This is a genomic window from Microcystis sp. M049S2 (assembly GCF_020245625.1).
GTDB classification, from domain to species: Bacteria; Cyanobacteriota; Cyanobacteriia; order Cyanobacteriales; family Microcystaceae; genus Microcystis; species Microcystis ichthyoblabe_A.
Window position 1 is genome coordinate 18,061 of record NZ_JADBUN010000064.1, and the last position, 13,520, is coordinate 31,580.

Consider the following 13,520-nt stretch of genomic DNA (forward strand, 5'->3'; position numbering starts at 1 on the left):
AGAAGTCAGGAGACTCCGAGACAGGAGACAGGTGATAGGGTTATGGGGTTATAGGGTTATAGGGTTTTGGGGTGATAGGGTGATGAGATAGCTTCCCCATCTCCCCACTCCCCCCCCCGCAACGCGCACGAAGTGGTCTCCCCATTTCCCTACACCCCACTACCCCACTACCTCACTTCCCCACTTCCCCACTACCCCACTTCCCTCTCCCCAATGCTCCCTGATAACTGATATTGTGATATGTAATTAGCTTAATTCGCTTACCTTTTTAGTTCACGCGTACACCCTCTTCAATCGATCGCTATGACTTTTCCCACTACGTCACCTCAAGTCTCGGAAATAGAGAATAATCGTGCTTGGCATAATTTAACTGGGGAACAAACCCTCGAAATCCTGAGAACCAATGGGGAAACCGGCTTAATTGAGGACGAAATTGTTAAAAGAAAAGATATTTTCGGTTTAAATGAACTAAAAGAAACGGGGGGACGTAGCCCGTTAATGATTCTCTGGGAACAGTTTACTAACATTATGTTAGTGATGCTGATTGCCGTGGCGGTGGTTTCGGCGGTTTTGGATCTGAAAAAAGGGGAATTTCCCAAAGATGCGATCGCTATTTTTACAATTGTTATTTTAAACGGTATTTTAGGATATTTACAGGAAAGTCGGGCAGAAAAGGCTTTAGCCGCCCTTAAGCAGTTATCCTCGCCGAAAGTCCGGGTTATTCGTAATGGTAGCACCTTTGAAGTGGCGGCCAAGGAACTTGTCCCCGGGGATATCATGTTGCTGGAAGCGGGGGTACAAATTGCCGCCGATGGCAGATTATTAGAGGCACAAAACCTGCAAATCCGGGAAGCTGCCTTAACGGGTGAAGCGGAATCGGTGAATAAACAAGCACAGAAGGTTTTACCGGAGGATGCCTCTTTGGGCGATCGCATTAACCTCGTCTATCAGGGTACAGAAGTAGTACAGGGGCGGGGGAAAGTGGCGATTACCAAGACGGGAATGGATACGGAAATCGGTAAAATTGCCGCCATGTTGCAAGGAGTAGAAAGTGAACCAACTCCCCTACAGCAGCGAATGTCGCAGTTAGGTAACGTTTTAGTGAGTAGTTCCCTAGCTTTAGTGGCTCTAGTCGTGCTTGGGGGCGTAATTCGCTTTGGTTGGCAGTTTTTTGAATCATTCCTCGAAACTTCCCTCAGTATGGCTGTGGCCGTTGTTCCCGAAGGTTTACCGGCAGTGGTAACGGTGACATTGGCAATTGGAACCCAAAGAATGGTGAGAAGACAAGCTTTAATCCGTAAATTGCCGGCAGTGGAAACTTTAGGCTCTGTAACGACGATTTGCTCCGATAAAACCGGAACTTTAACTCAAAATAAAATGGTGGTGCAGAAAGTTAATACTTCCGAGCAGACAATTACTGTCACGGGGGAAGGTTACGCGCCTATCGGTGAGTTTAATGGTGTTAGTGAAAGTGATCCCGAACTACAGGCAATTTTAACGGCTTGTGTGCTGTGTAATGATGCACTTTTGCAAAATAAAGCGCAAGAATGGTTAATTTTAGGCGATCCCACCGAAGGAGCTTTACTGACGTTAGCGGGTAAAGGAGGACTATATCGGGAAGCATTAGCACCCACAAGCCCTCGTTTAGGCGAATTTCCCTTTTCTTCCGAAAGAAAGAGAATGTCAGTAATCTGTGAGAATGCCCAGTTAGGTTTGGGGGATTCTGCCTATTTAATGTTTACCAAAGGCTCACCAGAATTAATTCTCGAACGTTGTTCTCTGATCCAAGTTGGGGCGGAAAGTCAACCCTTAACAGCTGAACAAAGAAGCCGTATTTTGGCACAAAATGACGAAATGGCGGGTAATGGCCTACGAGTCTTAGGTTTTTCCTATAAACCGATGACAGAAGTGCCAGAAGCGGAAAGAGAAGATAGTGAGGAACAATCCTTGGTTTGGTTGGGATTGGTGGGAATGCTCGATGCACCCCGCAAAGAAGTTAAAGAAGCGGTTGCTCTCTGTCGTCAAGCGGGAATTCGTCCGATTATGATTACCGGAGATCACCAATTAACGGCCAAGGCGATCGCCAGTGAATTGGGCATTGCCGCCCCCGGAGAGCGAGTGATCACGGGTAAAGAATTAGAAAAAATGTCTCAGAATGACCTAGAGGGAGAGGTAGATGGTGTTAGCGTCTATGCTCGCGTTTCTCCCGAACATAAGCTGAGAATCGTCCAAGCTTTGCAAAAACGGGGCAAATTTGTCGCCATGACGGGGGACGGGGTGAACGATGCTCCGGCACTAAAACAAGCGGATATCGGCATCGCCATGGGCATTACGGGAACCGATGTCAGCAAAGAAGCCAGTGATATGATTTTGCTGGATGATAATTTTGCCACCATCGTCGCTGCCACCGAAGAGGGGCGCGTGGTTTACAGTAACATTCGGCGCTTTATTAAATACATTCTCGGCAGTAATATTGGCGAGGTTTTAACGATTGCGGCGGCTCCTCTGCTCGGTTTAGGCGGTGTACCCCTTTCTCCCTTGCAAATCCTCTGGATGAACCTTGTCACCGACGGTTTACCGGCTCTGGCTCTGGCAATGGAACCCGCTGAACCTAATGTGATGAAACGTCCACCTTTTAGCCCCCGGGAAAGCATTTTCGCCCGCGGTTTGGGTTGGTATATGATTCGCATCGGTGTGGTGTTTGCGATTCTGACCATTATTATGATGGCTTGGGCTTACCAATATACTCAGGCAACCCCCGAAATCGGAGATCCTGGACGCTGGAAAACCATGGTATTTACTACCCTCTGTTTAGCACAAATGGGTCATGCTTTAGCGGTGCGTTCCCATACCCAGTTAGCTGTGCAAATGAATCCCTTCTCTAATCCTTACATTATTGCTGCCGTGGGCTTGACAACGATCCTACAATTGTTGTTAATTTATGCTCCTCCCCTACAAAGCTTCTTCGGCACTCAATGGATTAGTGGCACGGAATTATTAATCTGTTTTGGATTTAGTGCCTTAATGTTTGTTTGGATCGAGTTGGAGAAGTTATTTATTCGCTGGTTCATGACGAAAAAATAAATCAATGCCAACACCAATTATTCTGACTTTAACGGTTTTAGTCGTTGCTTTAGTCGCTTTCGTGGCGGAATGGCTACCGGTAGATTTAACCGCTTTATGTGTGGCGATTGTCCTGATTCTTTTGGGTTTAGTTACTCCTGAAGAAGGTATCGCCGGATTTAGTAATTCTGCCACGGTGACGGTGATGGCGATGTTTGTACTTAGTGCTGGAATTACCCGCACGGGAGTGATTCAAGTAATTCGCGATCGCTTGTTGGTTTGGGGGGGTAAAAATCCCCACCAACAGGTATTTGTACTAGGGGCATTGGTGGGGCCGATTAGTGCTTTTATTAATAACACGGCAGTGGTGGCGATCTTTTTACCCATCGTTGAAGAGTGGTGTAAAAAACAAAAAATTTCCCCTTCTAAGTTATTAATTCCCCTTTCCTACGCCACAGTTTTAGCGGGGATGATTACCGTGGTGGGAACTTCTACAAACATTCTCGCTAGTGGTATTTCTGCCAAGCTGGGTTATGGGGAATTTAGCTTATTTCAATTCACTGCTTTAGGAGTAGTAACTTTTTTAGCAGGTTTGATTTATTTAACAATTTTTGCCCCAAAATTACTACCCGATCGCAAATCTTCCACGGGGGAATTTTTAGACGATGATTATGGTTCTAAAGTATATCTGAGTGAGGTAATTATTAGCCCTCGTTCTAATCTTATCGGTCAAACTTTATCTCAAAGTGGACTACAAAGAAAGTTCGATTTTGATGTGTTGGAATTAATCAGAAATAAGGTACATTTATCCCAACCTTTAGCCGATAAAGTTCTCAATGCTGGCGATATTTTAATCGTTCACAGTAGTCGGGAAGAATTATTAAAGATTAAAGATGAACGGGGTTTAGAAATCTTTGCCGATGTCAAATTTCACCAAGGAGATATTGAATCGGTAATTACTACAGGTGAGGAAAAATTAGCCGAGGTTTTGATTCTCTCTAATTCCCGTTTAATTGGGACAACTTTAAAAGATTTGAAATTTCGTCAGCGTTATAACGCCACGGTTTTGGCGATTCGGCGTGGTTCGGAATTACTGCAAGGAAGATTAGGAAAAATTCCTTTAAAGTTTGGCGATTTGCTCTTAGTTCAGGGACCAAAACAGAGTTTTATTGGGTTACAAACCACGCGAGAATTATTAGTCTTAGAAGAGAAAGACATCGAATCCCTCCGAAAGGATAAGGGAATTATTGCTTTAATGATTACTTTGTTGGTGATTATTATTGCCGCTTTTGATATTCAACCAATTCTCGTCACCAGTTTAGTTGGGGTGGTTTTAATGGTAATTACTGGCTGTCTAAAACCGGGGGAAGTCTATGGTTCCATTCGTTGGGATATTATCTTTTTATTAGCGGGTTTAATTCCCCTGGGTACTGCCATGGATAACTCAGGAACGACTAAATGGTTAGCAGATAATTTAGTGGCTATCGGCGGACATCTTTCGGGGTTTTGGATCTTAGTTTTCTTCTATCTAATTACCTCATTTTTAACTGAAATCCTCTCCAATAATGCTGCCGTGGTGTTAATGATTCCCGTCGCCGTGGAAGTGGCGAAAACTTTGGGTTTAAATCCTTTGGCTTTTATGTATGCTGTCACCTTTGCTGCTTCTAATAGTTATCTAACACCGATTGGCTATCAAACTAATACTATGGTTTATGCCCCCGGGGGCTATAAATTCCTCGATTTTACCCGTTTGGGTGCGCCCCTAAATTTAATTTTGACGATTTTAACCCCTAGTTTAATTGTCTTGTTTTATGGCTTGAAATAAACAAAGAGATCGAAGATTCTTCGATCTCTAAAAAGAATTTGATCAGTAGTCAAAACTATTTCGATTCAGCGAAGCGTTTACGCAGGGATTCGGTGCGCTTTTTCGCCACGGTATTATTAGGATCAAATTTGAGAGTTTCTTCGTAGGTTTCGAGAGCTTTTTTTGCCATTTGTTTCTTTTCGTAAACATTGCCAAGATTATTAAGAGCGATCGAGTATTGAGGATAAAGTTTAATTGCCTCTTTGTAGTTACGAATCGCTAATTCTAATTGTTCTTGGGCAAAATAGGAAAAACCGATCGCATTATAGATTAGGGCTTGATTTTCTGGTTCGATACTTTCTTCCTCAGAGATTTTTAAAGCCTTTTGTAGTAAACTCAAAGCTTGAACATAGAGTTTTTTATCGAGATACAGACTCCCTAATTCATAGTATTCTTTAGCTGTACCTTTTTCTTTTTGCAATTTCTTTTGTAGCTTGTTAAAGGTTCCTTCTACTCGACGGGTTTTAAAGATTTGCACGATGACAAAAATTCCTAAACCAATCACGAAAATTAGCAATCCAGAAACGTAAATAAGCGGCAGGGTATCTTCCATAATTAGCGATCGAGCAATTAATATTTTTATACTTATTCCCTCAGATTATAGCAGGATTTAGTCAGTTATCAGTTATCAGTTATCAGTTATCAGTTATCAGTGATCAGTTATCAGATGTGAGTTTTCCGTTCACTGTTCACTGTTCACAGCAAAAAACTCCCTTCTCCCCCCTCCCCACTTCCCCCTCCCCACACCCCACACCCCACACCCCACACCCCACACCCGACTTCCCTCTCCCCACACCCCACACCCCATCACCCTATCTTCCCATTTCCCGAATTCTCAGGGGTAAACCCCAATAGTTCACCCGTTCTGCTAACCAGCCGGTAGATTCTAGCCGATCGATCGCTTGGTTGACGCGTTCTCGGAGACTTTGGTACTGTAAACCTTTAGGGAGAACGACTCCCAGAGCGATCGCCCCTAACTCGATCGGTAATTGACGATAATTGGGTAATTGCTGCACCCAACCAGTTAAAAGGCTATTATCAGCCGCAAAAGCGTCTATTTCCCCGGTTTCCAGTAAATTTAAAGCTTCTTGATAGGAAGCAACCCCGCGCAGGATAGCGTTAGGCAAATTGGAACGCACAAGGGCGATTGTCGTCGATCCGTTAAGTACAGCGATTCTAGAGTTAGCTAAGTCTTCTAAACGCTGCAATTGTGGGTTTTTCGTCACAAAACCGCTGCTATCGAGGTAATAAAAGGGGCTAAAATCCACTAAGCGCTGACGTGCAGGAGTAATCGCCACACGAGCGATCGCCAAATCCACCCGATCATCAATAACCACCTGTAAACGTTCTTGATTACTAACGGGTTTGAGAATAATAGCACTGTCAGAACCGAGAATTTCTGCCGCTAGACGTTTAGCGATGTCGATTTCCAATCCTTGCAGATTGCCCTGAGAATCAAGGAAAGCGAGGGGAGGGAGATTATTTTTGACAGCGACAATTAATTTTCCCCGGCGTATAATTGTATCGAGATCGGCACTAAAACTTGGGGCTACACCCAAGAGCAAAAAACCAAGAATCAATAACAAATTTTTCATACTGTTTTACCTAAACTAACTCGATTCCTACCTTGATTTTTAGCGGCAAACATGGCATGATTAGCCCGCTCGATCACCGCTTCTAGATTATTATCTTGAGGGCTAAATGTTGCGAAACCGAGATCAAAGCAAAACTACTGCCAAAAAGAAAATCTAGTCTCAAAAATAAATGCAGGTAAAAATAATTGCCCAAATAGCCTAAAATAATTGATATAACCAACAGGGGCAATGATTTGTTACCCAATCTGGGCAGGTGCTTTAATGCCATGGCGAGCTAGTGGTGATAGAAAAAAAGTCATTCATTATAACCATTGTAAAGGTCAATCCGCCTCTAGTTTCTAGAAGTCTGCTTTTTTCGACTAGAATAAAAAAAGCCAGCCAGAATAGCCGCAATTAAAAAAATTTCTCCTCTTAGACTTGACGTGAAAGAGTCCCTCAACCCTACTTCTTTGGATCTGAAAACCATTTTTCCCTTTAAACTCGACGACTTCCAGCAATCGGCGATCGCTGCCCTCGCTGCCGGTAAATCAGTGGTTGTCTGCGCTCCCACCGGTTCCGGCAAAACCTTAATCGGAGAATACGCCATCTATCGCGCCCTCGAAAGGGGCAAACGGGTTTTCTACACCACTCCCCTGAAAGCTCTTTCTAACCAAAAATTCCGGGATTTTCAAGAAAAATTCGGTCGTACCCCCACCGATGGCGATGAGGATTCCCCGCTGCTCTTTGCGGAAGTGGGATTGATTACCGGCGATGTGGTGATTAATCCCTCCGCGTTAATTGTAGTCATGACTACAGAAATTTTTCGCAATATGCTCTACCAAACCCCCATCGGTGAGGTAGGCACTTCCCTAGAAAACGTGGAAACCCTAGTTCTCGATGAATGTCACTATATCAGCGATCGAGGTCGCGGCACCGTTTGGGAAGAATCAATTATCTACTGTCCCCCTAGTATCCAATTAGTCGCCCTCTCCGCCACCATCGGCAACCCGGGGGAACTCACCGACTGGATTAACTGGGTGCGGCAACTGCGCCAACCCAGCGACAATAAACAGACCTCCAGCTGCGAGCTAATTAACTCCGATTTTCGCCCCGTCCCCCTGCGCTTTTATTTCGCCAATAAAGAGGGATTATTCCCGCTGCTCGACCCAAAACAGAGCAAAGTTAACCCGAAACTACACTCAAAAGTCGGCCACGGCAAACCCCGACGCTTAAAACGAGAAGATTGTCCCACCATCGCCTCGATTGTCACCACGCTGCGGGACAAGGATATGCTCCCAGCCATTTACGTCATTTTCAGCCGTAAAGGTTGCGATCAGGCGATTCGAGAGCTAAAAAACCTCAATCTCGTTAATCCAGAAGAAGCTAGAGCCATTTACTACCGTTTACTCATTTTCTTCCTGGAAGATAATCCCAATCTGCAAGAACTCGCCCTTTCCTTCTTTGCCGTCGAAAATCCGCCTCTACACCAGAAATTACTGGCTTTTTTCGCTAATAACCCCCAGTCTAAAGATCAACTCCTCAGCCTCTTAACCGCCGACCCCGAGACGAAAAACCAACTGTTTGAATTCCTGGCTAGTGCTTCCCAATTGGTGCGCGCTGACCAAGTGGAACCCCTCACCCGGGGCTGTGGTGTTCACCATGCCGGGATTTTACCCCTCTGGAAAGAATTAGTCGAACAACTCTTTGAAGCTGGTTTAATTAAGGTGGTTTTTGCCACCGCTACCCTCTCGGCCGGGATTAATATGCCCGCTCGTACCACCGTTATCTCGGCCCTCTCCAAACGCACCGATGATGGCCACAGTATGCTGACTCCCTCAGAATTTGTCCAGATTGCCGGCCGGGCCGGTCGCCGGGGAATGGACGCGGTGGGCCATGTGGTGACAGTACAAACGCCCTTTGAAGGGGCAAAAGAAGCGGCTTTTCTGGCCACCGCTCAACCGGAACCCCTGCAAAGCTGTTTTGCGCCCAGTTACGGCATGGTCTTAAATCTCCTGCAAAAACACAGTCTAGAGGAGACCAAAGACCTCTTAGAGCGCAGTTTCGCCGAATATCTCGCTCGTTTGAAGTTAAGCCCCGAACGACAACAGATTACCGCCTTAACCACCGAATTAGCTAAGTTGGATATGGAATTAGCCGGGATCGAGCGGGAGCAGGTCTTTAGTTACGAAAAGCTACGGGAAAGACTGCGGGAAGAAGAAAGACTGTATAAAATCCTCGCTAGTCAGTCAGAAGCCCAGAAAAGACAGGAAATACATCTAAAATTGCCGAATATTCCCGTCGGAACCATCCTCCATCTCAAGGGCAAACATATTAAGGTTCCCGTCCCCGTCCCCGCTATCTTTGTCAATACCCTGCACGGAGCCGGTCAAGTGCGAACTCTTGTTTGTTTAGGCAGTGATAATCGCTGGTATTTAGCCGCCTATGCCGATATTAGCGAGATTGATCGAGGTTTTATCACTCCTGCGGCATTAGGCGAACTGATACCCCCTTCCCTAGAAGCTGTTTCCCTAGGGGGTTGGCGCAAGGGTGAGGAAAATACTCAGGCGATCGCCGATTTAATCCCCCAACAAGTGCAGGGCATCCCACCAGTGGCGGAACTGGCAACACAATCACAAAAAATTGAAATTGTCAATAGTCAAATTGCCGCTCATCCCCTGCAAAAACGCAAAAATCCGGGGCGATTGATGAAATTATACTACGATCGAGAGATTGCTCGCGATAAGTTACACAAGACCCAGATTAAATACCAAAAACAACAATCGCGTAAATCCTACTACTGGGAAGAATTTCTGAATCTAATCGAGATTTTGCGAGAATTCCAAGCTTTAGAGGGTTATTTGCCCACTCCCCTCGGAGAAGCGGCGGCCACTATTCGCGGGGAAAATGAACTCTGGTTAGGATTAGCGATGATGTCCGGAGATTTGGACAGATTGACGCCTAGCCAACTAGCCGCCGCCATCAGCGCTATGATTACGGAACCCCCTCGCCCCGATACTTGGTGCAATTACCCGCCTGTGCCAGAAGTTATCGATATTTTGCGACAAGGAGAGGGAAATTCCCCCGGTTTGCGAGAAGTTCGCCGTTTACTCTATCAAGCTCAATCTCGCTACGATATCACTATTCCTGTCTGGTTAGAAACCCAACTGATGGGGATTGCCTCCCGTTGGGCCCAGGGGACATCCTGGCCAGAATTGTGCGAAAATACCAGTCTCGATGAGGGAGATCTAGTGCGATTATTACGGCGCACCGTCGATGTTCTCTGGCAAATTCCCCAAATTCCCCGGGTTTCCCAAGTCCTTAAAGATAATGCCCGTCTCGCCGTCACAGCCATGAAGCGTTTTCCTTTGTAATATTGATCGCTATTCTAAACAATGGGAGATGGTAGGGAAAGTAACTGTTGGTGGATCTGCTCGATTAGGGCGAGGATTTGCTGATAATTGTGGTGCAATCCCTGATGATAGAGGTGATTTGCTCCTTGATTTAAATCCGCTAAAGCTGATTGATAATAACCCAATTGATGCCGCAGTAATCCCCTTCTAATATAAGCATCGGCATAAAAAGGATCAATGGCAATCGCTCGATTTAAATCGGCGATCGAGCGTTCGTATTCACCTAATTGGTGAGCGGTACAAGCTAGATTATAGTAGGCTGAGGCGTTGTTTTTATTTAACCGGAGAGCTTGATTAAAATCCGCTTTAGCTGAGGTAAAATTGTGGAGGGCTAAATGAGATAAACCTCGATCATTATAAATAGTGGCTAAAGTGTCGGGTTGCTGGTTAGTAATTTGACGCAAGGATTGATTAAAATCGGCTAGGGCAAGGGGATAATTTTTCCTAGCCGCCTGAACTAAACCTCGATTATAGTAGGCTTGATAATAGGTGGGTTTTAACCGGATAGTCTGGTTATAATCGGTCAGCGCCTGTGAATAATCTCCCAAACGATAAAAAGCTAAACCCCGATGGAAATAGGCTAGATAATTATCGGATTGCTGTTGTAAAGAGCGGGTGCAGTCTTGCCAAGCGTGGAGATAATCCTGTAAATAAATCTCAGTTAAACAGCGATTACTGTAGGCTAGGGCCAAGTTATTTTCCTGTTCGAGGGACTGATTGAAATCCTGCAAAGCTTGCTGATAATTACCCGCCTCTAGTTGTTCAATTCCCGATCGCAACCAGTAGGATAAATGTACTGATTGAGCCGCTTTTCCCAGCCGAGGCCATCCCCCCAGCACAAGCGAGCAGAGCAGTGCAACCATAACCAATCCACCGAGGCGAGGAAGAAAATTTTTCAAAACCGTTGACATAGGAGTATCTTTGTGCATATACTCCCAATTCTGAGGAAACTTTCTCGATCGATCAACAGACAGCCTGTCAAACTAAATCCGTTGAATATAGACTACATATTAGGACAGGCAAAAGGCAAGAGGCAAGAGGCAAGAGGCAAAAGGCAGACTTCGGCGTGAGCTTTTGTCGAACGCTTTGTTCTCCCCACACCCTACACCCCACACCCCACACCCTACACCCCACACCCCACACCCTACACCCAACACCCCACACCCTACACCCCACACCCCACACCCCACACCCCACACCCCACACCCCAAAGTCTAGGACTGGTCTATGTCTCTAGAGGCGAGGGCTGCGATAAGCTAATAAAGGAAAGATTGTCACCGAGCAATTATGGTGGCGTTACTCGCTAACGCAGTTGACACCCGATAAATGATACAGGAGTTATCTATGGAAACTATTTTTATCCCCCACCTCCTCAAATCTCCTGATCGACAAAGAGTGATCATCATCGATAATTTTATCCCCGGTCTAGAAACCTTGACACCGGTGCGGGGAACCTTGCTGGTTAGACATGGGGGGAATTTTTTGGAAGTATCGGTGAAAGCAGAAACCATCGTCACCTTAACCTGCGATCGCTGTTTACAACAATATAATCATCGTCTGCAATTAAACACTTCCGAATTAATCTGGCTAGACAAAAATAAAGACTACGATAGCTCCTATCCTCTAGAGCGAGAAATAGCCTACGAAGACCTCTCGGAAACCCTCGATCCTAACGGGGATTTTGACCCGCAAATGTGGTTATACGAGCAGTTATGTCTAACTTTGCCCCCCCGTCAACTCTGCGGAGCCAATTGTCAACCACCCGATTTTCTGCTTCCAGAAAAGACTGCCATCGATGGTCGTTGGGCCTCCCTAGAATCCTTGAAAAGTCAGTTATCTCAATCGCAAAATTGAGCTTTGATGCTGATTTTTTTTCGGGTTTCGATCCACGAGAAAAGCGATCGAAACCCGATTCTTTACCTGCCCCAAATCTTTTTCAGGACAGTTTCGGGAGTAATATCGGCGACTTTTCCCGTATTGGCTTCAATATATCGATGACGCTCTCCCCCACTCGGTAAAACTCTCTTAGACAACGAAGGAACCAGCAGAGAGAGGGTATAGGTTCCCACGGCCACGGCTAACTGTAAAGGGACACTTTCGGTAGCTAATAATAAATTAGCACCGGCGATCATAGCCGCCATTTTACCGATATCGCCCGTTCTGGACACTTTTAAGTTATTATCCATGGCTTTGAGGGCTAAAACCCAAGCTTCATCTAGTTCTCCCTGGATTGCGACAATTGGCAACTCCGGTTGTTGATGGCGAATGCCTTGGATAATTTCTAGCCAACTCTCTAGGGGATAAAGCGTTTCCAGTCCTTGGCTGATGCTCAGATCGCTACCGCCGGCGTAGAGGAGAATATAGCCGCTATCCTTGATATTGAGGCGTTGCTGCTCCATTTCGGCCCAATCGATATCATCGCGATTCAAGGTTATTTTTAAAGATGGACAGGGTGCGGCAATCTTTAAACCTTTGACCAGTGCGTGATAATTATCCGCTAGATAGCCTTCCGTTGGCTGGGGTACTTGTTGCGATAAGAACCAGCTGCCATTATTTTCATAGCCTATACGGTTGGGAACACCATTTAACCAGAGTAAAAGGTTGATAGCAGAACGATTGGTGAGACTAATGGCGATTTCGTACTCCCGGTCCCGAATTACTCCCAAAATATTTAAATAATCCGCTAATCCGTACTGATCTCGATAGTCAAATAAAAGCACTTCCCTAACCTGGGGACAGAGACGATAGGCAGCCTTTGCTCTAGGTTCGACCAAAACATCGATGCTGCTTTGGGGGTAAGTTTGCTGGAGGGTTTCTAGAGTGGGAAAAAACAGCAGTTGATTGCTAATTCCTCCCGGTACAAGGGTTAATATTCGCATTTTATCTGGATATACCTGAATCGGTCAGCTTAATTTTAGCAGTGTCCCTCGTTATTCACTAAATCTGGGCAGCGATGTTTTTTCTCAGCAGATTATCTTAACTATTACCCGAAGGATTAGATCCGTACATAGCATTTAAAACCAAAGCGGGGTCAACGTATTGATTGCCGTACATCAGTCCCCAGTGCAGGTGTGGTCCGGTGGTGCGTCCGGTCATTCCCACTCTAGCCATACGGGCCCCTGCCGGTATATCCTGACCGAGAGTAAGGACGATTCCTCCTTCCATGTCAATCAAAAAAGTACCGCGGCTATCGGATTGAACCGAACCCATGAGATGACAATAAATATGCGTCCATTGACCCGATTGCATCTTAATCATCGTCCCACAGCCTGTATGATCGGATAATTCGACGATTCTGCCAGTCCACCAATTGCGAATATAACTGCCCAAGGGTGCGGCCAGATCTAACCCGGCATGAAATTGTTGACTACCATCGATGGGAGAGAAACGATAACCGAAACCGGAGGTATAGGTTTGAAAGTTTTCCACGGGAAAGGAGGCCCCGACCCAAGCATTTTGAGCCATGAGGGTGGGATTAGCTTTAACGGGGTGTAAACGGTCAAATCCTAGGGAAATTAACGTGACAAGACAGCTAATCGCTAAAAAACGCAGGAATTTAACAGGCAGATACTTTAGCATGAGACTTACTCCAGACACCACAATTAAATA

Annotated in this window: 9 protein-coding genes; 4 read left to right on the forward strand and 5 right to left on the reverse strand. The window is 45.6% G+C overall.

Annotation, left to right across the window (positions count from 1 at the left end):
• Positions 1 to 303 precede the first annotated feature (303 nt).
• A complete protein-coding gene (locus IM496_RS05375) occupies positions 304 to 3,084 on the forward strand; it encodes a cation-translocating P-type ATPase (RefSeq protein ID WP_287661480.1) in 2,781 nt (926 codons plus the stop codon).
• A 4-nt stretch (positions 3,085 to 3,088) separates the two neighbouring features.
• Complete coding sequence (locus IM496_RS05380) at positions 3,089 to 4,888, forward strand: SLC13 family permease (RefSeq protein ID WP_287661482.1); 1,800 nt, start codon at positions 3,089 to 3,091, stop codon at positions 4,886 to 4,888.
• 55 nt (positions 4,889 to 4,943) lie between these two features.
• Here the strand turns inward: IM496_RS05380 and IM496_RS05385 are convergent, their stop codons facing one another.
• Together IM496_RS05385 and IM496_RS05390 are read right to left on the reverse strand one after the other, a co-directional pair.
• Positions 4,944 to 5,480: a tetratricopeptide repeat protein gene (locus tag IM496_RS05385; RefSeq protein ID WP_002735092.1), complete on the reverse strand. Its 537-nt coding sequence runs from the start codon at positions 5,478 to 5,480 to the stop codon at positions 4,944 to 4,946.
• A gap of 259 nt (positions 5,481 to 5,739) precedes the next feature.
• Complete coding sequence (locus tag IM496_RS05390) at positions 5,740 to 6,522, reverse strand: transporter substrate-binding domain-containing protein (protein WP_287661484.1); 783 nt, start codon at positions 6,520 to 6,522, stop codon at positions 5,740 to 5,742.
• 422 nt (positions 6,523 to 6,944) lie between these two features.
• On the opposite strand from IM496_RS05390, the gene IM496_RS05395 reads away from it, so the two are divergent.
• On the forward strand, positions 6,945 to 9,872 hold the full coding sequence (locus IM496_RS05395) for a DEAD/DEAH box helicase (protein WP_194017892.1): 2,928 nt from the start codon (positions 6,945 to 6,947) through the stop codon (positions 9,870 to 9,872).
• 14 nt (positions 9,873 to 9,886) lie between these two features.
• Here the strand turns inward: IM496_RS05395 and IM496_RS05400 are convergent, their stop codons facing one another.
• Entirely contained in the window at positions 9,887 to 10,840 is a 954-nt protein-coding gene (locus IM496_RS05400; RefSeq protein ID WP_287661486.1) for a tetratricopeptide repeat protein, read from the reverse strand.
• Between the two features lie 415 nt (positions 10,841 to 11,255).
• Here IM496_RS05400 and IM496_RS05405 point away from each other — a divergent pair, with 415 nt between their 5' ends.
• Positions 11,256 to 11,765, forward strand: a complete 510-nt coding sequence (locus tag IM496_RS05405; RefSeq protein ID WP_002737400.1) for a YceD family protein — start codon at positions 11,256 to 11,258, stop codon at positions 11,763 to 11,765.
• 62 nt (positions 11,766 to 11,827) lie between these two features.
• Here the strand turns inward: IM496_RS05405 and IM496_RS05410 are convergent, their stop codons facing one another.
• Both IM496_RS05410 and IM496_RS05415 read right to left on the reverse strand, forming a co-directional pair.
• Positions 11,828 to 12,790 (reverse strand): glycosyltransferase family 9 protein, encoded by a 963-nt coding sequence (locus IM496_RS05410; RefSeq protein WP_194013651.1) that lies wholly within the window; start codon positions 12,788 to 12,790, stop codon positions 11,828 to 11,830.
• 97 nt (positions 12,791 to 12,887) lie between these two features.
• Entirely contained in the window at positions 12,888 to 13,490 is a 603-nt protein-coding gene (locus IM496_RS05415; protein WP_287661488.1) for a M23 family metallopeptidase, read from the reverse strand.
• Positions 13,491 to 13,520: the final 30 nt, after the last annotated feature.